The 23,560-nt window shown below is 57.6% G+C and carries 25 protein-coding genes; 10 read left to right on the top strand and 15 right to left on the bottom strand.

What is annotated here, in order from left to right; genetic code table 11:
• Window positions 1–31 precede the first annotated feature (31 nt).
• Window positions 32–445 (bottom strand): peptide-methionine (R)-S-oxide reductase MsrB, encoded by a 414-nt coding sequence (gene msrB, locus KHQ24_RS06980; RefSeq protein ID WP_004203786.1) that lies wholly within the window; start codon window positions 443–445, stop codon window positions 32–34.
• A 338-nt stretch (window positions 446–783) separates the two neighbouring features.
• On the opposite strand from msrB, the gene gapA reads away from it, so the two are divergent.
• Both gapA and KHQ24_RS06970 read left to right on the top strand, forming a co-directional pair.
• Entirely contained in the window at window positions 784–1,779 is a 996-nt protein-coding gene (gapA, locus tag KHQ24_RS06975; protein ID WP_004203784.1) for a glyceraldehyde-3-phosphate dehydrogenase, read from the top strand.
• A gap of 74 nt (window positions 1,780–1,853) precedes the next feature.
• The gene (locus tag KHQ24_RS06970) at window positions 1,854–2,738 is read left to right on the top strand and encodes a D-hexose-6-phosphate mutarotase (RefSeq protein ID WP_004203783.1); all 885 of its coding nucleotides are present in this window, start codon (window positions 1,854–1,856) and stop codon (window positions 2,736–2,738) included.
• 60 nt (window positions 2,739–2,798) lie between these two features.
• Here the strand turns inward: KHQ24_RS06970 and KHQ24_RS06965 are convergent, their stop codons facing one another.
• Both KHQ24_RS06965 and KHQ24_RS06960 read right to left on the bottom strand, forming a co-directional pair.
• Window positions 2,799–3,653, bottom strand: a complete 855-nt coding sequence (locus KHQ24_RS06965) for an aldo/keto reductase (protein WP_023317989.1) — start codon at window positions 3,651–3,653, stop codon at window positions 2,799–2,801.
• A 91-nt stretch (window positions 3,654–3,744) separates the two neighbouring features.
• Window positions 3,745–4,491 carry a MipA/OmpV family protein gene (locus KHQ24_RS06960; protein WP_004203780.1) on the bottom strand — a complete coding sequence of 249 codons (747 nt, stop codon included), beginning with the start codon at window positions 4,489–4,491 and terminating at the stop codon, window positions 3,745–3,747.
• Window positions 4,492–4,907: 416 nt separating this feature from the next.
• On the opposite strand from KHQ24_RS06960, the gene yeaG reads away from it, so the two are divergent.
• The 3 genes from yeaG (at window position 4,908) to KHQ24_RS06945 (ending at window position 8,945) form a co-directional block, all read left to right on the top strand.
• Window positions 4,908–6,842 carry a protein kinase YeaG gene (gene yeaG, locus KHQ24_RS06955; protein WP_004203779.1) on the top strand — a complete coding sequence of 645 codons (1,935 nt, stop codon included), beginning with the start codon at window positions 4,908–4,910 and terminating at the stop codon, window positions 6,840–6,842.
• Window positions 6,843–6,927: 85 nt separating this feature from the next.
• Window positions 6,928–8,211, top strand: a complete 1,284-nt coding sequence (locus KHQ24_RS06950) for a YeaH/YhbH family protein (RefSeq protein WP_012968476.1) — start codon at window positions 6,928–6,930, stop codon at window positions 8,209–8,211.
• Window positions 8,212–8,462: 251 nt separating this feature from the next.
• Entirely contained in the window at window positions 8,463–8,945 is a 483-nt protein-coding gene (locus KHQ24_RS06945) for a glutathione peroxidase (RefSeq protein ID WP_136023027.1), read from the top strand.
• A gap of 147 nt (window positions 8,946–9,092) precedes the next feature.
• Here the strand turns inward: KHQ24_RS06945 and KHQ24_RS06940 are convergent, their stop codons facing one another.
• Complete coding sequence (locus tag KHQ24_RS06940; RefSeq protein WP_004203774.1) at window positions 9,093–9,533, bottom strand: VOC family protein; 441 nt, start codon at window positions 9,531–9,533, stop codon at window positions 9,093–9,095.
• A gap of 246 nt (window positions 9,534–9,779) precedes the next feature.
• The gene (locus tag KHQ24_RS06935) at window positions 9,780–10,091 is read right to left on the bottom strand and encodes a hypothetical protein (protein ID WP_004203773.1); all 312 of its coding nucleotides are present in this window, start codon (window positions 10,089–10,091) and stop codon (window positions 9,780–9,782) included.
• A 67-nt stretch (window positions 10,092–10,158) separates the two neighbouring features.
• On the opposite strand from KHQ24_RS06935, the gene KHQ24_RS06930 reads away from it, so the two are divergent.
• The gene (locus tag KHQ24_RS06930) at window positions 10,159–10,278 is read left to right on the top strand and encodes a hypothetical protein (protein WP_032425956.1); all 120 of its coding nucleotides are present in this window, start codon (window positions 10,159–10,161) and stop codon (window positions 10,276–10,278) included.
• Window positions 10,279–10,348: 70 nt separating this feature from the next.
• On the opposite strand, the gene KHQ24_RS06925 is transcribed toward KHQ24_RS06930, so the two are convergent.
• Complete coding sequence (locus KHQ24_RS06925; RefSeq protein ID WP_017898598.1) at window positions 10,349–11,230, bottom strand: LysR family transcriptional regulator; 882 nt, start codon at window positions 11,228–11,230, stop codon at window positions 10,349–10,351.
• Window positions 11,231–11,405: 175 nt separating this feature from the next.
• Between KHQ24_RS06925 and KHQ24_RS06920 the strand changes: the two genes are divergently transcribed.
• A complete protein-coding gene (locus KHQ24_RS06920; RefSeq protein ID WP_135683078.1) occupies window positions 11,406–12,596 on the top strand; it encodes an MFS transporter in 1,191 nt (396 codons plus the stop codon).
• Here the strand turns inward: KHQ24_RS06920 and KHQ24_RS06915 are convergent.
• The 8 genes from KHQ24_RS06915 to KHQ24_RS06880 all read right to left on the bottom strand — a co-directional run bounded on the left by KHQ24_RS06915 (window position 12,593) and on the right by KHQ24_RS06880 (window position 19,841).
• The gene (locus KHQ24_RS06915; RefSeq protein WP_043522477.1) at window positions 12,593–13,609 is read right to left on the bottom strand and encodes an acyl-CoA--6-aminopenicillanic acid acyl-transferase; all 1,017 of its coding nucleotides are present in this window, start codon (window positions 13,607–13,609) and stop codon (window positions 12,593–12,595) included. The genes KHQ24_RS06920 and KHQ24_RS06915 overlap by 4 nt on opposite strands.
• Window positions 13,610–13,630: 21 nt before the next feature.
• The gene (gene glnQ, locus KHQ24_RS06910; protein ID WP_004203768.1) at window positions 13,631–14,353 is read right to left on the bottom strand and encodes a glutamine ABC transporter ATP-binding protein GlnQ; all 723 of its coding nucleotides are present in this window, start codon (window positions 14,351–14,353) and stop codon (window positions 13,631–13,633) included.
• Window positions 14,354–14,355: 2 nt separating this feature from the next.
• Window positions 14,356–15,012: a glutamine ABC transporter permease GlnP gene (gene glnP, locus KHQ24_RS06905; protein WP_004203767.1), complete on the bottom strand. Its 657-nt coding sequence runs from the start codon at window positions 15,010–15,012 to the stop codon at window positions 14,356–14,358.
• Between the two features lie 51 nt (window positions 15,013–15,063).
• Window positions 15,064–15,816, bottom strand: coding sequence for a glutamine ABC transporter substrate-binding protein GlnH (gene glnH, locus KHQ24_RS06900; RefSeq protein WP_017898602.1), 753 nt, complete (start codon window positions 15,814–15,816; stop codon window positions 15,064–15,066).
• Between the two features lie 127 nt (window positions 15,817–15,943).
• Window positions 15,944–16,498, bottom strand: a complete 555-nt coding sequence (locus tag KHQ24_RS06895) for a carboxymuconolactone decarboxylase family protein (protein ID WP_023317981.1) — start codon at window positions 16,496–16,498, stop codon at window positions 15,944–15,946.
• Complete coding sequence (locus tag KHQ24_RS06890) at window positions 16,495–17,823, bottom strand: aspartate aminotransferase family protein (protein WP_135683077.1); 1,329 nt, start codon at window positions 17,821–17,823, stop codon at window positions 16,495–16,497. The genes KHQ24_RS06895 and KHQ24_RS06890 overlap by 4 nt, the downstream gene beginning before the upstream one ends.
• A 128-nt stretch (window positions 17,824–17,951) precedes the next feature.
• Window positions 17,952–18,809 carry a MurR/RpiR family transcriptional regulator gene (locus KHQ24_RS06885; protein ID WP_004203760.1) on the bottom strand — a complete coding sequence of 286 codons (858 nt, stop codon included), beginning with the start codon at window positions 18,807–18,809 and terminating at the stop codon, window positions 17,952–17,954.
• 123 nt (window positions 18,810–18,932) lie between these two features.
• Entirely contained in the window at window positions 18,933–19,841 is a 909-nt protein-coding gene (locus tag KHQ24_RS06880; protein ID WP_004203758.1) for a LysR family transcriptional regulator, read from the bottom strand.
• 101 nt (window positions 19,842–19,942) lie between these two features.
• On the opposite strand from KHQ24_RS06880, the gene KHQ24_RS06875 reads away from it, so the two are divergent.
• Window positions 19,943–21,052: an alkene reductase gene (locus KHQ24_RS06875; protein WP_094311584.1), complete on the top strand. Its 1,110-nt coding sequence runs from the start codon at window positions 19,943–19,945 to the stop codon at window positions 21,050–21,052.
• A 2-nt stretch (window positions 21,053–21,054) separates the two neighbouring features.
• A complete protein-coding gene (locus KHQ24_RS06870) occupies window positions 21,055–21,648 on the top strand; it encodes an ester cyclase (protein ID WP_043522480.1) in 594 nt (197 codons plus the stop codon).
• A gap of 88 nt (window positions 21,649–21,736) precedes the next feature.
• Here the strand turns inward: KHQ24_RS06870 and KHQ24_RS06865 are convergent, their stop codons facing one another.
• Window positions 21,737–22,486: an SDR family oxidoreductase gene (locus KHQ24_RS06865; RefSeq protein WP_023317977.1), complete on the bottom strand. Its 750-nt coding sequence runs from the start codon at window positions 22,484–22,486 to the stop codon at window positions 21,737–21,739.
• Window positions 22,487–22,652: 166 nt separating this feature from the next.
• Here KHQ24_RS06865 and KHQ24_RS06860 point away from each other — a divergent pair, with 166 nt between their 5' ends.
• Window positions 22,653–23,558 (top strand): LysR family transcriptional regulator, encoded by a 906-nt coding sequence (locus KHQ24_RS06860; RefSeq protein ID WP_017898609.1) that lies wholly within the window; start codon window positions 22,653–22,655, stop codon window positions 23,556–23,558.
• Window positions 23,559–23,560: the final 2 nt, after the last annotated feature.

Genomic DNA, 23,560 nt, shown 5'->3' with positions numbered 1-23,560 from the left:
TCCACCTGGAATAATTTGCTGAATCGTTTCTTCAACCCTTGATCTGCTCGCCGTTCTGCTCATCGGTGAAGCTGAGCGACGCCGAATTCACACAATAGCGCTCGCCGGTCGGCTGCGGGCCATCCGGAAACACGTGACCGAGGTGGGCATCACAATTTCCGCAGCGGATCTCTATGCGCTGCATGCCGTGGGAGCTGTCGTCCAGATAACGAATGGCCTCTTCGCTTACCGGCTCGTAGAAGCTCGGCCAGCCGCAGCCGGAGTCGTACTTGGTCTGGGAGTTGAACAGCGGCGCATCGCACACCAGGCAGTGATACACGCCATTTTTCTTGTTGTGCAGCAGCCGTCCGGTGAAAGGCGGTTCGGTACCATGATGTTGGGTCACGTAAAACTGCATTTCGCTCAAGCCGTTTTTCAGCTCTTCCGGGGAGGGTTTATTTGCCATGGGCTTACATCTCGCTTTGCAATGGACAACTTTCGCCCCAATTCTAACAAAACATTAACAATGAAGCGTACACTTTTGTTCTAAACTTATCCGGTGCCCACAGGCAGCCAGATAATTGTGACTTAAATCACGTTTTTATCTTAAATGCCCTTTAAAATTCCGCGCGCAGCCCCCATATGGAATTGGGCTCAAAGGGAGAGTGAGGCAAATCAATCGCGCAAAGGTCTGCTCAGGATTGATTTGTCGCAATGATTGACACGATTCCGCTTGACGCTGCGTAAGGTTTTTGTAATTTTACAGGCAACCTTTTATTCACTAACAAATAGCTGGTGGAATATATGACTATCAAAGTAGGTATCAACGGTTTTGGCCGTATCGGTCGCATTGTTTTCCGTGCTGCTCAGAAACGTTCTGACATCGAGATCGTTGCAATCAACGACCTGTTAGACGCAGAGTACATGGCTTACATGCTGAAGTATGACTCCACTCACGGTCGTTTCGACGGCACCGTTGAAGTGAAAGACGGTCATCTGGTCGTTAACGGTAAAAAAATCCGTGTTACCGCTGAACGTGACCCGGCTAACCTGAAGTGGGACGAAGTTGGTGTTGACGTTGTTGCTGAAGCAACCGGTATCTTCCTGACCGACGAAACCGCTCGTAAACACATCACCGCTGGCGCGAAAAAAGTCGTTCTGACTGGCCCGTCCAAAGACAACACCCCGATGTTCGTTCGCGGCGCTAACTTCGACACTTACGCTGGCCAGGACATCGTTTCCAACGCATCCTGCACCACCAACTGCCTGGCGCCGCTGGCTAAAGTCATCAACGACAACTTCGGTATCGTTGAAGGCCTGATGACCACCGTCCACGCTACCACCGCTACCCAGAAAACCGTTGATGGCCCGTCTCACAAAGACTGGCGCGGCGGCCGCGGCGCAGCTCAGAACATCATCCCGTCCTCTACCGGCGCTGCTAAAGCAGTAGGTAAAGTACTGCCAGAACTGAACGGCAAACTGACCGGTATGGCGTTCCGCGTTCCGACTCCGAACGTATCCGTTGTTGACCTGACCGTTCGTCTGGAAAAAGCAGCGTCCTACGAAGAAATCAAGAAAGCTATCAAAGCCGCTTCTGAAGGCGCAATGAAAGGCGTTCTGGGTTACACCGAAGACGACGTTGTTTCTACCGACTTCAACGGCGAAGTTTGCACTTCCGTATTCGATGCTAAAGCGGGTATCGCACTGAACGACAACTTCGTTAAACTGGTTTCCTGGTACGACAACGAAACTGGCTACTCCAACAAAGTTCTGGACCTGATTGCCCACATCTCCAAATAAGTTGAGATGAAAAAGTAATCTGTAAGAGCGACTTCGGTCGCTCTTTTTTTTGTCTGCAGAGATAGGATTGCACAATGATAAATAAAATTTTTGCTCTCCCGGTGAATGAAACCATTTCGCCCGTTATCTCCCGTCGCCAGCTGGACGACCTGGAGCTGATTGTCATCGACCATCCGCAGGTGAAAGCCTCTGTGGCGCTGCAGGGGGCGCATCTGCTCTCCTGGAAACCCGCCGGTGAAGAAGAAGTCCTGTGGCTGAGCAACAACACCCCGTTTAAACAGGGCGTCGCCCTGCGCGGCGGCGTGCCGATTTGCTGGCCCTGGTTTGGCCCATCGGCGCAGCAGGGCCTGCCGTCGCACGGCTTTGCCCGCAACCTGCCGTGGACCCTGGAAGGCCATGATGAAGACGACGGCGGCGTGATGTTGACCTTTGCGCTGCAGAACAGCGCCGAAACCATGAAGCTGTGGCCGCATGAGTTCACCCTCTATGCCCGCTTCAAGCTGGGCAAGACCTGCGAAATCGAACTGGAAGCCCACGGCGAATTTGAGACCACCTCTGCCCTGCACAGCTACTTCAACGTCGGCGATATCGCGGCGGTGAAAGTGAGCGGTCTTGGCGAGCGCTATATCGATAAAGTGAAAAATGCCGAAGAAGGCGTTCTGAGCAACGGCGTGCAGACCTTCCCGGATCGTACCGACCGCGTCTATCTCGACGCCGAAGGCTGCAGCGTGATCCACGACGACGCGCTCAGCCGCACTATCGACGTGGTGCATCATCATCAGCACAACGTGGTGGCCTGGAACCCGGGCCCGGCGCTGTCCGTCAGCATGGGCGACATGCCGGACGATGGCTACAAAACCTTCGTGTGCGTCGAAACCTGCTGCGTGACCCAGCCGCAGAAAGCCAGTGAAGAGACCCCGTCTCGCCTGGCGCAAACCATCAGCGTGAAAAAACGCTAAGCGCAAAAAGCCCCGTTTATCACGGGGCTTTTTCTCTTCTCCACCAGGATGCGCTGTGGGTTAAACCATATCCAACCGGGTTTTCCGCGGCGGCGGTGGATAGAGGCGGTCCAGCTGCGCAAGCTCTTGCGGGCTGAGAACGAGATCAAGCGCGGCGGCATTCTGCACCACATGTTCAATACTGGCCGCTTTCGGGATCGCCAGCATTCCCGGATGACGAATCACCCAGGCCAGCAGCAGCTGCGCCACCGTCACGCCCCGCTCGTTAGCCATTTTGATGATATCGGTATGCTGAAAAAGTCCATCGCGTAAGCGCCCCGCCTGCGCCAGCGGACAATAGGCCATCACCGGCAGGGTGTGCTGCTGGCACCAGGGCAGGAGATCGTATTCAATGCCCCGCGACGCGAGATGATAGAGCACCTGATTGGTGGCGCAGCGTTCGCCACCCGCCGTGCGCCACAGCGCCTGCATATCGTCGGTGTCCAGATTGGAGACGCCCCAGCGGCGGATTTTACCCTCGGCCACCAGCCTTTCCATCGCCTCGACCGTCTCCTCTAGCGGGATATCGCCCCGCCAGTGCAGGAGATACATATCCAGATAGTCGGTCTGCAGCCGGCGCAGACTGTTTTCACAGGCGCGGCGCATCGCCGCGCCGCCGGCGTGCCAGGGATAGACTTTGGAGACCAGCACCACCCGGTCGCGCAGGCCGCGGACCGCCTGGCCCACCACCTCCTCCGCCCCGCCGTCGGCATACATCTCAGCGGTATCGATTACCGTCAGGCCATGGTCGATGCCCGCGCGCAGTGCAGCCACCTCCTGCTGACGCTGCGCCGCGTTCTCGCCCATATACCAGGTCCCCAGCCCGATGGCCGGAACTGCCGCCTGCTCGCCAAAGCATACTGTTTTTTTCACCATCGTCTCCTACTTAGCGCCCTGCACCACCATAAAGCAAAACAGGGCACGAAGCCCTGTTTTGATGCATAAAGCGCACTGTAATAATGCACAATCAGAAGGTGTAAGTGATCCCGGTTGAGATCAGACCGCTCCAGGATTTGTCCACCATCGGGCTATCGGTAATTTCATCCGACAGACGGGTGTAGCGCGCAATACCGTATACGCTCCAGTCGCCGAGGAAGCGATAGTTGGCCGACAGCTCCAGATACGGGTTCCAGCTGCTGTCCGGATCGTAGCTGCGCATGCCGCTACGACGGGACTCGTGCTGCGAGACGCCATAATAGTATTCGTTCTGATTGTCGCTGTTCCACTCCACGCCGATGCCCGGTGTCAGCGTCAGGTTCCCGTTGGTGTAGCGGTACAGCCAGGCGAGATCCCAGTTGATGCCGTTGCTGTTATCCAGCGTATCGCCGGCAATCGTCGTGCGCAGGAAACCATAGGGCGTGTTGTGGACATAAGAAAGACCGGCCATCACGGTTGATTTACGTTTATCCAGGCGACGCATTTGTTCGCTATCGCTGTCGCCCGGCTTGAAGTACATCGGCGACCAGTAAGCCGTTATCGACAGCTTATCATTGGTGTCATTCCACAGGTAGTAACCCCCACCCAGACCGTGGAACCAGAAGTTATCGCTCTCATAACTAATGACCGGCACCGGATAAACATCCGCATCATACTGCTTGTACGGATGCTCAACGATGCCGACGCCAGCGCCAAGCGTGAACTTCCCATCGGCATGCGCCGCGCTGGCGGAGGTCGCAATCAGCACGCCGAGTGCCAGAAGTTTGATTTTAGTCACAATCCATATTCCCGTTGTCAAATAATCAGCCCGTGCAGTTTACCGTCGTAGGTCTCATGCCTCAAATTCTTTACCCGATATGACACAAATCGTTCACTTTCCCACCCTTCTCTTACCATCTGGTGACAGCCCGATGACAGCTTCACGTCCCGGCGAAGCAAAAAGCGTCTTTTTCAGGATGAGTTATTGATATGTCATTGAAATTGATTTTCTGCGTCATGCAAGATTTCTAAATGCATCTACGCTTAAATTTAGAAGGTGTAATTGCAGGGCACATTCACGCTACCCCACCCGCAACCTGGCATAAGGGTTGCTGGATACCAGGAGAGCGATGTTCAGCTTATGTCTTCCGGGGGCCCCCACTATTCATATGAACGGCTCTCAACCTGTGCTAAAAAACGAAAGGACGGCATGCCATGAATATATTCGATCACTATCGCCAGCGCTATGAAGCTGCCAAGGACGAAGAGTTCACACTGCAGGAGTTTCTTACCATCTGCCGGCAAGATCGCAGTGCCTATGCCAATGCGGCAGAACGTCTGTTGATGGCCATTGGTGAACCCGTCATGGTTGATACGGCTCTCGAGCCGCGGCTATCCCGTCTCTTTTCAAACCGGGTTATCGCACGCTATCCGGCGTTTGAAGAGTTTTACGGTATGGAAGACGCCATTGAGCAGATCGTTTCCTACCTCAAGCATGCCGCCCAGGGGCTGGAAGAGAAGAAACAGATCCTCTATCTGCTGGGACCGGTGGGCGGGGGTAAATCATCGCTGGCTGAACGGCTGAAAGCCCTGATGCAGCGCGTGCCTATCTATGTGCTGAGCGCCAACGGCGAGCGCAGCCCGGTTAACGATCACCCGCTGTGCCTGTTCAATCCGCAGGAGGATGCGCAGATCCTTCAGAAAGAGTATGGCGTCCCTACCCGCTATCTCGGCACTATTATGTCGCCATGGGCGGCCAAACGCCTGCATGAGTTTGGCGGCGATATCACGAAATTCCGCGTGGTCAAAGTCTGGCCATCGATTCTCGAACAGGTCGCCATCGCCAAAACCGAACCGGGCGATGAAAACAACCAGGATATTTCGGCGCTGGTGGGTAAAGTGGATATCCGCAAGCTGGAACACTATGCGCAGAACGACCCGGACGCCTACGGCTACTCCGGTGCGCTGTGCCGCGCCAACCAGGGGATCATGGAGTTCGTCGAGATGTTTAAAGCGCCGATCAAGGTGCTGCATCCGCTGCTGACCGCGACTCAGGAAGGTAACTACAACGGGACCGAAGGGATCTCCGCCCTGCCGTTTAACGGGATCATCCTTGCCCACTCTAACGAATCGGAATGGGTGACCTTCCGTAATAACAAAAACAATGAGGCCTTCCTCGACCGCGTCTATATCGTCAAAGTGCCTTATTGCCTGCGGATCTCCGAAGAGATCCGTATCTATGAAAAACTGCTCAACAGCAGCGAGTTGACTCATGCGCCATGCGCCCCGGGCACTCTGGAAACGCTGGCGCGCTTCTCGATTCTGTCGCGCCTGAAAGAGCCGGAAAACTCGAGTATCTACTCGAAAATGCGGGTCTATGACGGCGAGAGCCTGAAAGATACCGACCCGAAAGCGAAGTCCTATCAGGAGTATCGCGACTACGCCGGGGTGGATGAAGGGATGAACGGGCTCTCCACCCGCTTTGCCTTTAAGATCCTCTCAAGGGTGTTTAACTTCGACCATGTTGAAGTGGCGGCCAACCCGGTGCATCTGTTCTATGTCCTGGAGCAGCAGATTGAGCGCGAACAGTTCCCGCAGGAGCAGGCCGAGCGCTATCTGGAGTTCCTCAAAGGCTATCTGATCCCGAAATACGCCGAGTTTATCGGCAAAGAGATCCAGACCGCCTATCTGGAATCCTACTCCGAGTATGGGCAGAACATTTTCGATCGCTATGTCACCTACGCTGACTTCTGGATCCAGGATCAGGAATACCGCGATCCGGACACCGGCCAGCTGTTTGACCGTGAATCATTGAATGCCGAGCTGGAGAAAATTGAGAAGCCGGCCGGGATCAGCAACCCGAAAGACTTCCGTAATGAAATCGTCAACTTTGTGCTGCGCGCCAGAGCCAACAACAGCGGACGTAATCCGAACTGGACCAGCTATGAGAAACTGCGCACGGTTATTGAGAAGAAAATGTTCTCCAATACCGAAGAGCTGTTGCCGGTCATTTCGTTTAACGCCAAAACCTCAACCGATGAGCAGAAAAAACACGACGACTTTGTCGACCGCATGATGGAGAAAGGCTACACCCGCAAACAGGTTCGCCTGCTGTGCGAGTGGTACCTGCGGGTTCGTAAATCGTCCTGATGCGTCCAGCCCGGCGGTGCGCCGCCGGGTCAACTGCAGCTGAATGATGATAAGTAAAGTTGGCTAATGCAGTACAGGAGGGCATATGACCTGGTTCATAGACCGACGCCTGAACGGGAAAAACAAAAGCGCCGTCAATCGTCAGCGCTTTTTGCGCCGTTATAAGGCGCAGATTAAACAATCAATCTCCGAGGCCATCAACAAGCGCTCGGTGACCGATATTGAGAGCGGAGAATCCGTCTCGATCCCGACGGACGATATCAACGAGCCGATGTTTCATCAGGGTCGCGGCGGACTACGCAACCGCGTCCACCCGGGCAATGACCATTTCGTGCAAAACGATCGGATCGAACGCCCGCAAGGGGGCGGCGGCGGCGGTGGCGGCGGTCAGGGGCAAGCCAGCGCCGATGGCGAAGGGAAGGATGAGTTTGTCTTCCAGATTTCAAAAGATGAGTACCTGGATCTGCTGTTTGAAGATCTCGCCCTGCCGAACCTGAAGAAAAATCAGCACCGGCAGCTAAACGAGTTTAAAACCCATCGCGCGGGTTTTACCTCTAACGGGGTGCCGGCCAACATCAGCGTGGTGCGTTCGCTGCAGAACTCGCTGGCCCGTCGGACTGCGATGACCGCCGGCAAGCGCCGTGAACTGCGCGCTCTGGAGGAGGATCTGGAGACCATCAGCCGCAGCGAGCCGGTGCAGCTGCTGGAGGAGGAGCGCCTGCGCAAAGAGATTGCCGAGCTGCGGGCTAAAATTGAACGGGTGCCGTTTATCGACACCTTTGACTTACGCTACAAAAATTACGAAAAACGGCCGGAGCCCTCCAGCCAGGCGGTAATGTTCTGCCTGATGGACGTCTCAGGCTCGATGGACCAGGCCACCAAAGACATGGCCAAGCGCTTTTATATCCTGCTGTATCTGTTCCTCAGCCGGACCTATAAAAACGTCGATGTGGTCTATATCCGCCACCATACCCAGGCGAAAGAGGTGGATGAACACGAATTCTTCTATTCTCAGGAAACCGGCGGCACCATCGTTTCCAGCGCCCTCAAGCTGATGGATGAGGTGGTGCAGGCGCGTTATGACCCGGCGCAGTGGAACATCTACGCCGCCCAGGCGTCGGATGGCGACAACTGGGCCGATGACTCCCCACTGTGCCACGAACTGCTGGCGAAGAAAATTCTGCCGGTGGTGCGTTATTACAGCTATATCGAAATTACCCGCCGGGCGCACCAGACCCTGTGGCGCGAGTATGAACACCTGCAGGCGACCTTTGATAATTTCGCCATGCAGCATATTCGCGACCAGGAGGATATCTACCCGGTATTCCGCGAACTGTTTCACAAGCAGTCCTCTAAAAGTGAAGCGTAGTTAAATAAAATCAGCCAGTTAGCGTCACCTGCTGGCTGATTTATTTTTTAAATGCTGTTATTTCTCTATTAATCAATACGCCCATTTTTTGTGCAGAATAGATGCAGCTGCCTCATCGCAAAATGCTTCTTTCCCCCATGTTGTACATTCCAGGTACAAATCCCTAACCCTGTGTATTATAACTGCCTAATCTGCTTCAAACATTCACGCGATCGTCAGCGTTGCACTGTTTCCACTCTCAGGAGCCTGCTATGACCCGTTTTTATCAATTGACCGCCACCCGCCTGCGCGGCCAACCTCTCTCCATGGCTGACTATGCTGGCAAGGTGGTTCTGGTGGTGAATACGGCCAGCCATTGTGGCTTCACGTCACAGTATGCTGGCCTGGAAGCGCTCTACAAAAAGTACGCGGCTCAGGGGCTGGTGGTGCTTGGTTTTCCGTGCAACCAGTTTGGCAAGCAGGAACCCGGCGGTGCGGATGAAATCGAGCAGACCTGTCACGTTAACTACGGTGTGAGCTTCCCAATGTTTGCGAAAGTGGACGTCAACGGCCCCGCTGCACACCCGCTGTTTCGTTATCTGAAACAAGCGTTGCCCGGCGTGCTAGGCGGACGGATCAAGTGGAATTTCACCAAGTTCCTCATCGGTCGCGACGGCACACCCCTCACGCGTTTTGCGCCGTTCACGACGCCGGAGAAAATGGAGGCTTCCATTGTTGCCGCCCTCAAGCGCTGAGTGTGCAGTCATTCCACGTTCACCCAACGGTGGCTGTCTGCCCATACAAGATAGATGTTGGTTCCTGGCCTGTAGCCGACCGCGCCAGCTGTCGCCGGAACGCCCTATTTCACGTCAGGGGCTGTAAACGCGCAAAACCGTAAGATGCTATATGCGAAGCGCCTGTTTCTGGTTGACGAACTTATCAGTTGCGGGAGAATAATGCTGACAAACGCATGCCAGCTTATTCCCGTCAGGATCGCGCAGGTAGGCCACATAAAAGTCGGGGCCATAGGCGGGGCGTGTGCCCGGTGCGCCTTCATTTTGCCCTCCTGCAAGAAGGCCTGCGGCATGGAACTGTCTGACAATCTCTGCGTTATCAGCCTGGAATGCAAACATTGTCCCGTTTCCCGCCGTTGCGGAATGTCCGTCAAAAGGAGGGCAAATACAAAAGCTGAACGCCTTATCCGGATTATTTTTATCTCCCCACATTGCCCAGCTGTCTGTCCAGGCAGGCAGACGTGAGTAGCCAAGAACATTAAAAATAGCGTCATAAAAATCTACTGAGCGCTGAAAATCATTGGTACCTATCGTGATATAAGCCAGCATCTTATGACATCCTCTTTGCCGTTTCCCAGAACAGGCAGGATACCTCTTAACGTAACAATAAACGATTTCCTCTGATGCGCCTGACGCCGTTTGCCGTCTGAGCATCGGCGGTTTCGACATAGCCCGACCTGTTAAACGCTGGCGCAGTTGAGCGGTCCAGGGTTAATTAACCGGTGACGTCAGTCGATCTCACGCGGCCAGCAACCGTCTGTTGCTGGCCGATCTTCCACCTGCCCGGTCATCAGTCTACAGCGGCGACACGGCCTCAACTTCATGCTGAAACACGTAGGGGTCGGAGAGGAGTTCGAATACTTCATCGTCCGGATAGGTGACCGCGACGTGATAGTCTTCGCCTGCGAAGGCTTTGACCGCCGCGAGATCCTGCCAGTAGGTGGCGAGAAAGAAATGCGCCCATTCGCCCTGGTTTTCCCGGCGCACCAGGGCGCCTCTGTTGCCGGCGATGCTCTGAGCGTGTTCCACGCCGGTCCGCTCGAGGTGGCGGGCAAACCCCTCAGCATGCTGCAATGGCACACAGCCGTGCCAGGTCCTGACAATCATTTGCATTCTCCTGTGGTGATAAACATCTCACCCTAACATCGACAGGCATTTCTGGGGGAGCGCAACAATGCGGCGCTGGCCACAACACAAAATTATTTTGCCGGACGGGGATATCCTCTCACTCTGCACTATTTTTGACTGCGGAGCAGCATTGGGCCGAATATTGCGCGGCGAGTATCGCTGTTAGCTGGCGCGGAAAAAATCGTGGCTCGTCAGCCTCGGGCAGTCGTATCGTTACACGCCCAAGCCGCGCCCCTTCAGGGCATCGCCAGCCGATCTTGATGGGCCGCAAAGAGGGTGATGAGATGGTCGGCGATAACCCGCACGCGTCTGGACCCGGCCAGGTCGGAATGCATCACCAGCCAGAGAGTCTGATCCGCGCCGATCTCCGGCTGCAGGCACTGCAGGCCGCTGGCCCGGGCCATAAAGTGCGGCAGAACGCCCAGTCCGAGGCCCGCGGATACCGCGGAAACCTGGGCCACGAGCGTATTGGCTTCGACTTTACACGGCCGCCCTCTCAGGGTGCGCGCGATCCATTGGGCGGCCGGCAGGTGCTGGTGAGTTTCCGGCCACCCCACAAAGTCCGCCTCGCTCAGCGACAGGCCGTCCGCACCGGCCAGATAGCCGGCGGCGCCATAGACGCCAAACCCCACCGTCCCCAGTCGCTTTAACGTCAAATGCCCGGCCTCAGGCTTGACCATGCGGATCGCCAGATCGGCATCCCGACGGTGCAGGTTCACCGGCTGCACGCCGCTCAGCACCTCCACCCGCAGCTCGGGATAATGGTCCAGGAGCCCTTTCAGGGAGGGCAGAATAAAATGCGTGGCCAGGTTATCCGAGGTGGCCAGGCGGACAACCCCGGCGACATGCCCCTGCAGTTGCGCCGCTTCGCCAAACGCCAGGCCTGCGTATTCCAGCGCCTCGGCCCGCGCGAGCAGGGCTTCGCCATCATCGGTCAGGCGATAGCCGCTCTGATGGCGGCTGAAGAGCGGAACGTTCAACGCCTGCTCCAGCCGATCCAGCCGGCGGGAGACCGTGGCTATCCCCATGTTCATCTTGTCGGCGGCGCCGCTCAGCGTTCCCGCCCGGGCGATGGCGAGGAATATGCGCGCATCATCCCAGTTAAATTCTGCGGTCATCTGTTTTCCATTTATGGAAAACGACTCTCCGTTTTCCGCTATTTTTTATCAGTTTCGCAGGGATGATACTGCACGCCACTCGCGGAGACAACCAGGCCATCCGGTCGCCTGCTCTCTCCTCACCTGAACGTCCGTGTACCGCGCGGAACGCTCCTTTCCTAAGGATACGCCTGATATGAAAGAGATTGCTTTACCCCTCCACCCGGCGCCGGCGCGCGTCTGGATAGCCGTCGTTGCACTCGGGATCTGCGCCTTTTCAATCGTCACCAGCGAACTGGCGCCGGTGGGCATGCTCAGCGCCCTGGCGGCGGATTTTCACCAGACTGAATCTGGCATGGGTCTCGCCGTCACCGCCTATGGCTGGGTGGGCGCCCTGGCGGCTCTGCTTTCCGGCGCAATGCCGGCGCGTATTTCCCGCAAGGCGCTGCTGGTCGGGCTGATGCTGATCCTCGCGCTTTCCTGCCTCGCCGCAACCCGGTCTTATTCGATGTTCGCCCTGATGAGCGCCCGCATGATTGGCGCCCTGGCGCATGGCGCCTTCTGGGCCTTAATTGGCATCGTCGCCGCGCAGATGGTGCCGCCGCACCGGCTGGGGCTGGCCACGGCGATCATTTTTGGCGGCGTGTCGGCGGCAAGCGTAGTGGGGGTGCCGCTGGCGAGCTTTATCGCCACCCTGGCGGGCTGGCGATACGCGTTTATGGCGATGGCCTTGCTGTCACTGGCCGCCGCTGCGGTGCTGTGCTCGACGCTGCCCGCGCTGGCCGCCCCAGCCCCCGTCAGGCTGCGCGTTTATCGTGATATTTTCCGCAATCCGCTGCTCGGTGGCCTGTATGGCGCCACGGCATGCATCATTACCGCTCACTTTGCCGCCTTCACCTACATTGAACCGCTGCTGATAAATCTGCAGGGAGTCCCGACGACCGCCCTTTCCGGCCTGCTGCTGCTGTCAGGGGTTTCCGGGCTGCTGGGTAACGTTATCGCGGGGAAGCTCATCGATCGTCATCTGAAGGGGCTGATTTTCGCTGCGCTGATGCTGAGCGGGGGCGCGCTGGCGATCCTTGGCTCCGCCCGTTTTGCGCCACTGCCATTCTGTTTTAGCGGGCTACTGTTAGCCCTGTGGGGCGCCGGCATCGCGATTGTGTTCGTCGGCTTACAGACCTGGCTACTGCGCAGCGCGGGCGCGGTCGCCCAGCCAGCGTCAGCCATTTACGTGGCCATTTTTAATGCCGCCATCGGCACCGGGGCGCTTGTCGGCGGCCAGCTGATCGCCTCAGCTGGCCTGTCGGGAATGGTGTGGCTGGCGGCGGGGACCATGGTGGGCAGTACGCTGCTGATCGCTCTGCTGAAAGCGCCCTCGGGCCGCTAAACGCTGCCCTGTAAAACCGCGTTTTCACGGTCCAGCGTGAAGACCTGCCACACGACGCGGGTCGCGCTCAAGGTAAAAATGGCCGTCGCCAGCGTATTTTCCTCATCAGGATCGTCGGGAGAAAGCCGGTAAATCGGTAACAACGGATCCTGCTGGTCGGAGAGCATCGCTTTCGCTGTCACGCCATCCAGCGGCGGGTTCGTCGCCAGCCACGCGTCCAGGCGCCGCTGGCGCGAGCCGGAGCTGCCGGTCACGATCTGTTCAATAGCCGCAAGCTGGGGATGGATCAGATGGTTGGCATGCCCGCTGGTGGCGGACAACGCGAGCACCGAGCTGCCGGAGCCGGTGGCTTCCACGCTAAACAGACGGCTATCGCCCATCTGGCCCAGGGTGTGGTGAAACGCGCCCGCGCGAGGCGTGGCGCTCAGCAGAGTGACGGCTTCCTCTAAGGTGGTGGCGTTCAGCGAGGCGCGGGCCAGAATCTGGCGCGGCATCCCGTCCGGACGATGCACGGCGCGAATATTGTTGACCGTATTGACTATCCCCTTCTCATTCACTGCGAAGGTATGTCCGCACAGGGAGCCGGGATAGGCGAAGCTGGTAAAGGCGAGGCCCACGTCCGGGGTTATGCTGACGATGGCGCAGTCTTCACGCAGCTGCGGGAAGCCGTCTTCATTGTGCGCAATGATCAACTCGCCCTCTGCGCTTCTCCCCGCCAGAGTGGTGCAGCCATCCGACGTCGAACGTACCAGATCGCCGCGACAGTTCCAGGCGAACACCTCATCCACCGGCGCCTGCAGCCCCTCCGCCATGCCCTCCAGCTCCTGCCAGATCAGCGGGAACTGAGCCTGCACGGCTGCGCGCATGCGCTGGGTCTGTTCCGTCGTTTTCAGGGCGGCCACCGTTTGCCACAGCGCCGTTTGCCTGATTTTTGTCTGCCAGGCCTCACGACCAAACGCGCCAAGCTGCTGACCGACCGCAAAGGCGGAACCACGGATTGCGATTGTTTTCATATTGTCATTATTCACTTATGTTCAGGATACGTGTTGCAAAAACTCTTGCAGACGCGGATTGCTGCTGGCCGTGAGCAGCGCCTCAGGTGAACCATCTTCGGCAATAGTGCCGCCATCAATAAAGATCAACCGGGAAGCCACCTCTCTGGCAAAGCCAATCTCATGGGTCACAATCACCATCGTCATGCCCTCTTCGGCCAGCGAGCGCATGACCTTTAACACCTCATGCCGCAGTTCAGGATCGAGGGCGGATGTTGGCTCATCAAATAACATCATTTTGGGTTTCACCGCCAGGGCGCGAGCTATCGCCACACGCTGCTGCTGACCGCCCGAGAGCTCGGCAGGATAGTGGTTAGCGCGTTCACGCAGCCCCACGCGATCCAGCAACGCCAGCGCCTGCTCCCGCGCTGTGGCCTTGCTCTGCTTGCGCACGCGAAGCGGACCGAACATGACATTCTCCAGGGCGGTCAGATGCGGGAACAAATGAAACTGTTGAAACACCATACCGGCTTCGCGGCGAATATCACACTCATTCGCGTGCGGATCCGTAATATGCATGCCCGCCACCAGCAGCGTGCCCGAGGAGATCTCTTCCAGTTTGTTAATACAACGCAGCAGGGTCGATTTTCCCGAGCCGGAAGGACCGATGATCACCACCACCTCGCCCGCTTCAATCTTTAAATTGATATCGTGCAGCACCTGAGTGGCGCCGAAGTTTTTCGCCACCGCGCTAAATTCAACCATGCTCATAAAATATGGATCCTTTTCTCAACTTGTTTTAGCAGGAAGCTCAGGCACAATGTCAAAAACAGATAAATCATCGCCACCGCCGTCCACACCTCCAGCGCCCGAAAGTTGCCGGCAATAATCTCTTGTCCCTGACGGGTTAATTCTGCCACGCCAATCACAATAAACAGCGACGTATCTTTAATACTGATAATCCATTGATTGCCTAATGCCGGGATCATCCGCCGAAAAGCCAGCGGCATAATGACATGCCACAGGGTGCTGCGCGGCGATAATCCCATCGCCAGGCTGGCTTCTTTAAATCCTTTATTGATCGACAGAATCGCGCCCCGGGTGATCTCCGCTATATAAGCCCCGGAGTTAATCACAATGGTGATAATGGCGGCAGGAACCGGGTCAATACGCACCGGCAACACCATCGGCAGGGCGAAGTAAATAAACATCACCTGCACCATAATTGGCGTCCCGCGGATTAATTCCACAAACACCAGCGATACCGTTTTGGATATTGTCCCACCTAATGCGCGGCAGGTCCCGGCCAGCAAACCAATGATTAATCCACCTAACAAACCTGATAACGAAATAATTAGCGTCAGCTGCAAGCCTTGCATCAGCAGCGGCAATGCATCCCAAATATAGCGACTGTCAAAATTCATGCTTCTACCCGTAAAGAAAATATGAGGTCGGATCGCTCCGACCTGGCAGGGTTATTTCGGCTGTTTAGCAAACCACTTTACGTAAATCTTGTCGTAGGTACCATCGGCGCGCAGGGCCTGCAGGGCCTGGTTGACTTTTGGCGTCAGGCTGCTGTTTTTCTGCATCGCAAAGCCATACTGCTGTGGCAGAATGCTGTCCGTCTCACCAGTGGATTTGACCTTGCCATTACCCGCCGTCTTCACGTAGTAAAGGACATTCGGCGAATCATGAACGACGGCATCGAGATTACCGGCCTGCAGGTCAAGGTAAGCGTTATCGATATTCGGGAACTCGATGTAATTCGCTTTATATTTGCTTTTCATAAAGCTGGCTGCCGCCGTCCCCTGCTTAAGGCCGACTTTTTTCCCGGTCAAATCACTGAATTTAACAATGGAATTGTCGGTACTTTTCACGGCTATTAACAGGTCAGCATTATAATATCCTTCACTGAAGTCCACGACCTGCTTGCGCGCATCGGTAATCGTTATTCCCGCCATCGCCACGTCCAGATTACGCGACTGCAGACCGGGGATCAGGCCGCCGAAATCCATCGGCCTTAATTCGTAGCTGATATGCATTTTCTTCGCAATCGCGTCCCACAGATCGATATCAAAGCCGACATATTTATCGCCTTGTTTAAATTCAAATGGAACAAAGGCAGTATCGACACCCACCGTTATTTTATCTTCTGCTGCTGTAACAAAACTGGCTGAACAAATAACTAATGCCAGCGTCAGCTTTAATTTCTTAAATAATCCACTCATAATTACCCTCAGCGTCAGTGAAATAGCCTACAACGAACGTCACCCTGCGAAATATCTCGCCGGAAGAATCAATAACAAGAGCTGATATACCGGGCGCAGTTTTATGCGCCCGAATAAAAACGATAACTTATGCAGAAAACAGAGAGTCAGAGGTAGCCGGTGCTGGCGTCTGGGCGCTGTTCATCACCATGGAGAGAAAACTGTAATAACCGTTTATTCCAATCAGATCCACCACGCCCTTCTCGCCCCATAACTCAATGGCTTGTTGCCAGGTCTCATCGCTGACCTTTTGCTGTTGATGCAGCTGCTGACAGAAGTCATAGACCGTCTGCTCATCGGGCCGGAGATCCACGGGCCGGCGCCTTTCCTTAATCGCCTGCACCGCCGCGGCAGCAATCCCCTTCTCGCGTGCTATCGGCGCATGGATCGCCCACTCAACCGGCTGCGACCAGTGCCGCGCGGTCAGCAAAATCGCCAGTTCAGAAAGACGCTGGCCCAGCGCGCTGCGATAGCGCAGGTACTCCCCCATACGCTGGGCATGGGCCATCAGCTCGGGGCTCCGCAGCAGCGGTTCAAAGGGCGGCAGCAAGGCGCCGCGCGGTCCGTTGATAATCTCTTCCGCTAACTGACGCTGCTGAACGTCCCATTCCTGTTCCGCCAGGGGCGGTAAACGATTGCTCATAATTTCCCCGTCTCTTCACGGATCACGCAGTTCAGGGTATCGACCACAAAATCGAGCTGCGCCGGGGTGATGATAAACGGCGGTGCAATCAGAATGTGGTCGCCAGACTGGCCATCGATGGTGCCGCCCATGGGATAGACCATCAGTCCACGCGCCATGCAGTTTGCTTTGATCGCAGCGTGCAGCTTCAGGGAAGGATCGAACGGCGTTTTGTCGTCTTTATCACGCACCAGCTCGACCCCCGCAAACAGGCCGCGTCCGCGCGTATCACCGACATGCGGTAACTCCCCCAGCACCTCGCGCAGCGCCTTGTGCAGATAGGCGCCCTGCTGTTTGACGGCGTCCAGCAAATTATCCCGCGCGATCACTTGCTGCACCGCCAGGGCTGCCGACGCGGCGGTGGCATGACAAATGTAAGTGTGACCATGCTGGAACAACCCGCTGCCCGCCTTTAGCGCGGAGACGATAGTCTCACTCGCCAGCACCGCCCCAATCGGCTGATAGCCTCCGCCGAGTCCTTTGGCGATGGTCACTAAATCGGGCACCACGTCATCCTGTTCAAACGCATGCAGCGTCCCGGTCCGCCCCATACCGCACATCACCTCATCCGCGATGTACAGGATGCCGTATTTGTCGCACAGGCGGCGGACCCCTTGCAGATAGCCCGGCGTCGGCGGCGTGGCTCCCGTCGTCGCCCCCACCACGGTTTCGGCACAGAAACCGATGATCGTTTCCGGGCCGGCCTCAAGGATGGCTTGCTCCAGCTCATTGAGCAGGCGCTCGGTATATTGCTGTTGGGTCTCGTCAGCCCGACGATCGCGGTACTCATTGCAGGCGGAGACGCGGATAACATCCATTAATAAGGGAGCAAACTGACGACGGCGCCATTCGTTCCCCCCCACCGCCAGCGCGCCCAGCGTATTACCGTGATAGCTCTGTTTACGGGCGATAAAGCGGGTGCGCGATGGCTGGCCGATCTCCACAAAGTACTGCCGCGCCATCTTCAGCGCCGTCTCAACCGCCTCAGAACCGCCCGAGACAAAGTAGGCGTAGTTAAGCTCGCCGGGCGCCGTGCGGGTGAGATGTTCGGCAAGCTGCTCGACGGCATCGCTGGTGAAAAAGCTGGTATGCGCATAGGCCAGCCGATCGATCTGGCGGTGCATCGCCGCCAGCACATCAGGATGCGCGTGTCCGAGGCAGGAAACCGCCGCCCCGCCGCAGGCATCAAGATACGGTTTTCCCTGGGCATCAAAGATATAGGCCCCTTGCGCACGTGAAGCCACCATCGGCGTGCCACGCAGGCTGCGGTGAATGACATGACTCATACTGGGTTCTGCTCCTGAATCCGCTACATGAATTGAGCGTATCTTGCAGGATCCATTTGGATCACGTCAACGAATTAAAGATATAAATGCATCCGTTATTCTTATAATTGATACATTTGAATCATTTATCAGGACTTACCGGGGATCACGTAGGCGCCAGACTCAATAAGATAGCGTTCGGCATTTTCAATTTTACTCACCGCCTCCCGGCCGTGGCGCACCACCAGCATCGCCAGCAGGCACTCCGCCAGGCCCATGCCGGAGACCACGGAAGGGAAAAATGACGGACTGTCGATGGAGAACAGCAGCGTGCAGTCTGCCGCCTGCGCTAAGGGGGAAACCGGCGAGTCGGTAATGGCGAGGATCTTCGCCCCGGCCTGCCGGGCTGCCTGTAAAACATCCAGTGATTCGCGTGAATAGGGAGCAAAGCTGGTGAGTAAGACGCAGTCCCGGGCGGTTAGTTCGCGGGTAAAGACTTCGATATTGCTGGCCAGGCCATCGATCAATGACACCTGGCGGTTAAACAGTCGATAGACATAGAACAGCGACCACGCGATCGGAAAGCTGGCGCGGAATCCGCAGATATAGACATTCTCCGCGCTATCGAGCAAGGTCACCGCCTGCTCCATCTCCTGGGCATTTTCATTTTGCGTAAAGGTCAGATTCGCCTGATGCGCCTGAAAAACCTCTTTATACAGCTGCGTTTGCGTTCCGCGGGCCATCATTTTTTCCGCTTTTGATACGTATGTATCATTGCGCAGCCCCAGATCGTCAATGAAATCACTTTTCAGCTCGCTCCAGCCGCGGTAGCCCAGTCGCTGCGCCAGACGCAGCAGCGTCGCCGGTTTTACCCCGGCTTCCGCCGCGAAGGCACGCATTGATAACACCACCAGCTGACTGGCATTTTGCAGTGAGAACTCGGCGGCGCGTTGCAGCTCGGGCGACAACCCGCCGAATTCATTAATGATTTTTTCCCTGAGATTCATGGCAGCCACTGACTGGTTTTAAGTGAAAGCTATCTAATCATATTTGAGATCAAGACTCTATAGGCTGGTCTAACACCCGGGGGCCATCCTTTGCGCTCCTGAGCATGGCGAACCGCCTGCCCGTCACTTCTCCAGCCAGTCGATAAAAAACGCCATAAACGCCGACACCTGCGGCGGTTGCAGCTTTCGCTGGGGAAAGACAAACTGCAGCCCAACCTCCTTGCGGTCTAAAGGGCTAAATCCGGTGAAGCGATCGGCAAACAGCACCTGAAGCCGCCCCTCCTCGACATCCCTCTTCACATCCCACCATGATTTACCGGCGATCCCCGACCCGCTGAGCGCCCACTGCCGCAGCAGCGCCCCATCGTCGCAGACCATCGCCGGCGTCACCCGGATGATCTGCTCTTTTCCCGCCTCCTCAAAGCGCCACTCGTTCATCACCACACCATGCCGCTCCAGCGCCAGGCAGCGGTGATGATGCAGCGCCTCGGGCGAAGCCGGCGTTCCACGGGCGGCAAGGTAAGCCGTCGAGGCCACCAGCACCCGGTGGTTAGGACGGATGTGGCGGATGGCCAGGCTGCTGTCCGGCAGATTACCGACGCGAATGCTCATATCCAGCCGGTTGGCGACCAGATCCTCCACGCGCTCGCCTAAGTAGACGGAAAAGGTCACTTCCGGGTGACGGCGGGTAAAGTCGACGATGGCCGGGCTAAGGTATTGTCGGCCAAAGTCGGAGGGGGCGGAAAGGCGAATATCGCCGCTCAGGACGCCCTCTTTTTGCGTCAGCAACGACTCGGCGTGGCGCGCCTCCTCCAGTACGCGCCGCGCGGCATGATAAAAATCTTCCCCCGCGTTGGTCAGGGTGATAGCGCGCGTGGAGCGATGGAACAGGCGGGTCTGGTAACGCTCTTCCATCGCCTTCAGGCGGGCCGTCATGGTGGCCGGCGAAAGTGACAACCGTCTGCCGGCGGCGGAGAGTCCCCCCGCTTCGGCGACTGCCACCAGCAGCGCCATATCTTCCAGCTTGCCCATTTTTCGCATATCCCGAAAAGTGAATCTATTTTTCGTCTAATTATCAAAATCAGCTCCCGACTGTAAAGTGATTTCCATTCCACTTCGCAAGGGACACCACTATGAACACGCTCTCACTTTTTGATCGTCATCGCATCGGTACGCTGCCGCTGAAAAACCGTATCGTCATGGCTCCCATGACCCGGGCGCGCGCGCTGCAGCCGGGAAATATCCCCTCCGCGCTGATGGCGGAGTATTACCGCCAGCGCGCCAGCGCGGGATTGATCGTTACGGAAGCGACGCAAATCTCTCCCGAGGGACAGGGATATTCCTGGACGCCCGGCCTGCATTCCGCAGACCAGATTGCCGGCTGGCAGTTGACGACCCGAGCCGTACATCAGGCCGGCGGCGTTATTTTTTCTCAGCTCTGGCACGTGGGACGCATGTCGCACGCCCGTTTTCATGCGGATGGTCAACCCGTGGCCCCCTCGGCGCTGGCGCCGGACGCCCAGGTCTGGGTGGTGGATGAGCAGGGCCGGGGCCAGATGGTGGACTGTTCACCGCCGCGGGCGCTCTCCCGGTCGGATATCCAGCGTATTGTCGCCGATTACCGTCAGGCGGCGCGCAATGCGATCGCGGCGGGGTTTGACGGCGTGGAAGTACACGGCGGCAATGGCTATCTGATCGACCAGTTCCTGCGGCGGACCGCCAACCAGCGTACCGATGAGTACGGCGGCAGCCTGAACAACCGGATCCGTTTTGCCCAGGAGGTGCTGACCGCCATCGGCGACGCAATCGGCCGCGAGCGGACGGGCATCCGCCTTTCCCCCTTCATTACCCAGCGCGGGATGAATGACCCGCAGGTGATCGATGCCATCCTTGCCCTGGCGGCCTGGTGCGAACAGCAGGGCATCGCCTTTATCCATCTGGCGGAGGCGGACTGGGACGATGCCCCAGTCGTTCCCCGACGCTTCCGCGACACGCTGCGCGCGACCTTCAGCGGCACGCTGATCGTGGCCGGGAATTACGATCAGCAGAAGGCGGAGCGCATTCTTGACGCCGGTCTCGCCGACCTCGTGGCTTTCGGCCGGCCGTTTATTGCCAATCCCGACCTGCCGCAGCGGCTTCTGCACCGCTGGCCGCTGGCGACCGTCAGCGATCCCGGCACGCTGTTTGGCGGCACGGCGGCGGGCTATACCGACTATCCCTTCTATACGGAGCATAAAGAGTGAAAATGACCCGCAAAATGTTACCTGCCGGCCGTGGTGTCGCGGTTGCCCGCACGCTGGCCAGACGCGGCCTCATTCGCCGTCGCTGCGCCACCGCGCTGCTGCTTGTCGCAATGTCCGGCTCCGCGTATGCAGCCCAACAGGATCTGCTGAAGCCGGCGCAACTCATCGCTGACGGCAGCCTTCCCGCGGCCACTCGCGCCGCCAATGAATATGTCGCCAGGCAGTATGCCACGTTCTGGAATACCGGTGATGCCGCGCTGGCCCGGGCGGCGCTGGCGAAGAATTTTATCGATAAAACGCCCCCGGAAGGCCGCCGACAGGGGCCGGAAGGAGCGATCCTCGCCTCCAGAGCGTTTCGCCAGGCGGTGCCGGATTTACGCTGTGATGTCGAACAAATGATCGTGGCCGGTGACCGGGTGGTCTCACACTTACATTTTCATGGCCACTTTACCGGGACCTTCGGCACCCGGCAGGGTAAGGGACAAAATATCGATTTTATCGCCACCGATATCTATCAGATCCGCGGCGGTAAAATTACCGCCAACTGGCATATTGAAGATAACCTGACGCTGATGAAACAGCTGGGCGCGCAATAAGCCGCCCCCGGAGGGTGCGTCAGCGATCGCCAACACGGCGAGCCGCCCCGGTCTCCGCTGGGACGGCTCGCCTGGCGTCAGCCGGCGCTTAGATTTGCGCCAGCCCGCCGTCGACATAGATCTCTGCGGCGTTAATAAAGCTCGACTCATCCGACGCTAAAAACACCACCGTCCGGCCAATCTCCTCCGGCTCGCCCAGCCGCCCGAGCGGTACGCCGGCGGCCAGAGCATCGAACAAGCCCTGGCGGTCCGCCTCCGCCACCAGCCCTCCCAGACCCGGGGTACGTACCGGCCCCGGGCTGACCACATTAATGCGGATCCCGCGGTCGCTAACCTCCAGCGCCCAGGAGCGCGCCAGGCTGCGTACTGCGGCCTTACTGGCGCTATAGATGCTGAAGTTAGCCGTCCCTTTTACCGCCGCCGTAGAGCCGGTCAAAATCACCGAGGCGCCGTCGGTGAGCAGCGGCAGCGCTTTCTGCACGGTGAACACCACCCCGCGCACGTTAGTGGCAAAAATCCGGTCAACGTGCGCTTCGGTAACGGCGCTGAGCGGCAGCATGTCTCCGCCGCCGGCATTGGCGAACAGTACATCCAGCCGGCCGGACTCGTCGGCAATGGTCGCAAATACCGCGTCAAGGTCGCTTAACACGCCGGCATCAGCGCGGATCCCGCGGGCGGCGGGTCCGATGAATCTTACCGCCGCATCCAGCTCCTCCTGACGGCGGCCGGTGATGTACACCTTCGCGCCCTGCTCCGCCAGCGCTTTCGCCGACGCCAGGCCAATCCCGGCGCTGCCGCCGGTGACTAACGCCACTTTATCCGCAAGTTTTTTGCTCATGGTGCATTTCCTTGGTTAGAGTATAAACAGGCCAGGCTCGCGAAAGCGCCCCGCCGGGTATGGAAAGCACTGTAATCGTCCCGGCGAGGCGGAAAAATGGCCTAATCTGAAAAACACTCTTCCCCTCGGTGGATAATGACCTCCAGTAACCAGGATAAAGCGAATAATGGACCGGTTTTCAGCTCTTAAAGCCTTCACCCGCGTTGTCGAAGCCGGCAGCTTTACCCGCGCCGCGGACTCGCTGAATATGCCCAACGCCACCCTCAGCAAAACCATTCAGCAACTGGAGGCGCATCTTGGGGTTTCTCTCCTGCAGCGCACTACGCGGCGTATCACCGTGACGCCGGAAGGACGGGAATACTATGAAAAGGCCCGGCGCCTGCTGGAAGACCTGGAAGAGATCGACGCCGCCTTCAATACCGCCCGCAATAAGCCAAAGGGCCATCTGCGGATCGCCATCGGCGGGTCGACCGCGCGCGATGTGCTGATCCCGCTGCTGGCGGACTTTATGACCACCTGGCCGGATATCCGTATCGATTTGCAAGTGGCCGATAAGCCCTCGGACCTGATCGGCGGCAATATTGACTGCGCCATCCGCGGCGGACCGATGGAAGACTCGACGCTGATCGCCCGTAAAATCGGCGAGGCGGCGCTGGTTACCTGCGCCACCCCGGGCTATCTTCAGCGCTATGGTACGCCCGCCTCACCGAATGAACTGAACCATGGCCACCGGCTCATCAGCTACCTGTCGCCGGCCAGCGGCAGAGCGTTTCCGTTTCGTTTTGCCCGTCACGGCGTCAGCACCGAGCTGAAGACGGAGCACCATCTCGGCATCAATGAGAGCAACGCGCATATTGCCGCCGGCGAGGCGGGCTTAGGCATTGTGCAGACCTTTACCTATTCGCTGAAACCGGCGCTGGCGAGCGGCAAGCTGGTGGAGATCCTCAGCGCCTGGCGCCCGGCCCCCTATCCTTTTCACGTTGTCTATGCCCGGCACCGGCACGTCCCGCCCCGGCTCCGCGTCTTTATTGACTGGCTGGCGGCGGTTTTTCCGTCTGCGGTGCAGGGATAGCG

The sequence above is a fragment of the Klebsiella sp. 54 genome, assembly GCF_018223875.1.
Taxonomy (GTDB): Bacteria; Pseudomonadota; Gammaproteobacteria; order Enterobacterales; family Enterobacteriaceae; genus Klebsiella; species Klebsiella quasipneumoniae.
The sequence above is the reverse complement of the archived record's forward strand: the minus strand, read 5'-3'. Positions and strand labels throughout refer to the sequence as shown.

Excerpts from the sequence above, each read along its gene's own strand:
- msrB (WP_004203786.1), bottom strand. The coding sequence starts at position 445 with ATGGCAAATAAACCCTCCCCGGAAGAGCTGAAAAACGGCTTGAGCGAA.
- gapA (WP_004203784.1), top strand. The coding sequence starts at position 784 with ATGACTATCAAAGTAGGTATCAACGGTTTTGGCCGTATCGGTCGCATT.
- KHQ24_RS06970 (WP_004203783.1), top strand. The coding sequence starts at position 1,854 with ATGATAAATAAAATTTTTGCTCTCCCGGTGAATGAAACCATTTCGCCC.
- KHQ24_RS06965 (WP_023317989.1), bottom strand. The coding sequence starts at position 3,653 with ATGGTGAAAAAAACAGTATGCTTTGGCGAGCAGGCGGCAGTTCCGGCC.
- yeaG (WP_004203779.1), top strand. The coding sequence starts at position 4,908 with ATGAATATATTCGATCACTATCGCCAGCGCTATGAAGCTGCCAAGGAC.
- KHQ24_RS06950 (WP_012968476.1), top strand. The coding sequence starts at position 6,928 with ATGACCTGGTTCATAGACCGACGCCTGAACGGGAAAAACAAAAGCGCC.
- KHQ24_RS06945 (WP_136023027.1), top strand. The coding sequence starts at position 8,463 with ATGACCCGTTTTTATCAATTGACCGCCACCCGCCTGCGCGGCCAACCT.
- KHQ24_RS06940 (WP_004203774.1), bottom strand. The coding sequence starts at position 9,533 with ATGCTGGCTTATATCACGATAGGTACCAATGATTTTCAGCGCTCAGTA.
- KHQ24_RS06935 (WP_004203773.1), bottom strand. The coding sequence starts at position 10,091 with ATGATTGTCAGGACCTGGCACGGCTGTGTGCCATTGCAGCATGCTGAG.
- KHQ24_RS06930 (WP_032425956.1), top strand. The coding sequence starts at position 10,159 with ATGCGGCGCTGGCCACAACACAAAATTATTTTGCCGGACGGGGATATC.
- KHQ24_RS06925 (WP_017898598.1), bottom strand. The coding sequence starts at position 11,230 with ATGACCGCAGAATTTAACTGGGATGATGCGCGCATATTCCTCGCCATC.
- KHQ24_RS06920 (WP_135683078.1), top strand. The coding sequence starts at position 11,406 with ATGAAAGAGATTGCTTTACCCCTCCACCCGGCGCCGGCGCGCGTCTGG.
- KHQ24_RS06915 (WP_043522477.1), bottom strand. The coding sequence starts at position 13,609 with ATGAAAACAATCGCAATCCGTGGTTCCGCCTTTGCGGTCGGTCAGCAG.
- glnQ (WP_004203768.1), bottom strand. The coding sequence starts at position 14,353 with ATGGTTGAATTTAGCGCGGTGGCGAAAAACTTCGGCGCCACTCAGGTG.
- glnP (WP_004203767.1), bottom strand. The coding sequence starts at position 15,012 with ATGAATTTTGACAGTCGCTATATTTGGGATGCATTGCCGCTGCTGATG.
- glnH (WP_017898602.1), bottom strand. The coding sequence starts at position 15,816 with ATGAGTGGATTATTTAAGAAATTAAAGCTGACGCTGGCATTAGTTATT.
- KHQ24_RS06895 (WP_023317981.1), bottom strand. The coding sequence starts at position 16,498 with ATGAGCAATCGTTTACCGCCCCTGGCGGAACAGGAATGGGACGTTCAG.
- KHQ24_RS06890 (WP_135683077.1), bottom strand. The coding sequence starts at position 17,823 with ATGAGTCATGTCATTCACCGCAGCCTGCGTGGCACGCCGATGGTGGCT.
- KHQ24_RS06885 (WP_004203760.1), bottom strand. The coding sequence starts at position 18,809 with ATGAATCTCAGGGAAAAAATCATTAATGAATTCGGCGGGTTGTCGCCC.
- KHQ24_RS06880 (WP_004203758.1), bottom strand. The coding sequence starts at position 19,841 with ATGGGCAAGCTGGAAGATATGGCGCTGCTGGTGGCAGTCGCCGAAGCG.
- KHQ24_RS06875 (WP_094311584.1), top strand. The coding sequence starts at position 19,943 with ATGAACACGCTCTCACTTTTTGATCGTCATCGCATCGGTACGCTGCCG.
- KHQ24_RS06870 (WP_043522480.1), top strand. The coding sequence starts at position 21,055 with ATGACCCGCAAAATGTTACCTGCCGGCCGTGGTGTCGCGGTTGCCCGC.
- KHQ24_RS06865 (WP_023317977.1), bottom strand. The coding sequence starts at position 22,486 with ATGAGCAAAAAACTTGCGGATAAAGTGGCGTTAGTCACCGGCGGCAGC.
- KHQ24_RS06860 (WP_017898609.1), top strand. The coding sequence starts at position 22,653 with ATGGACCGGTTTTCAGCTCTTAAAGCCTTCACCCGCGTTGTCGAAGCC.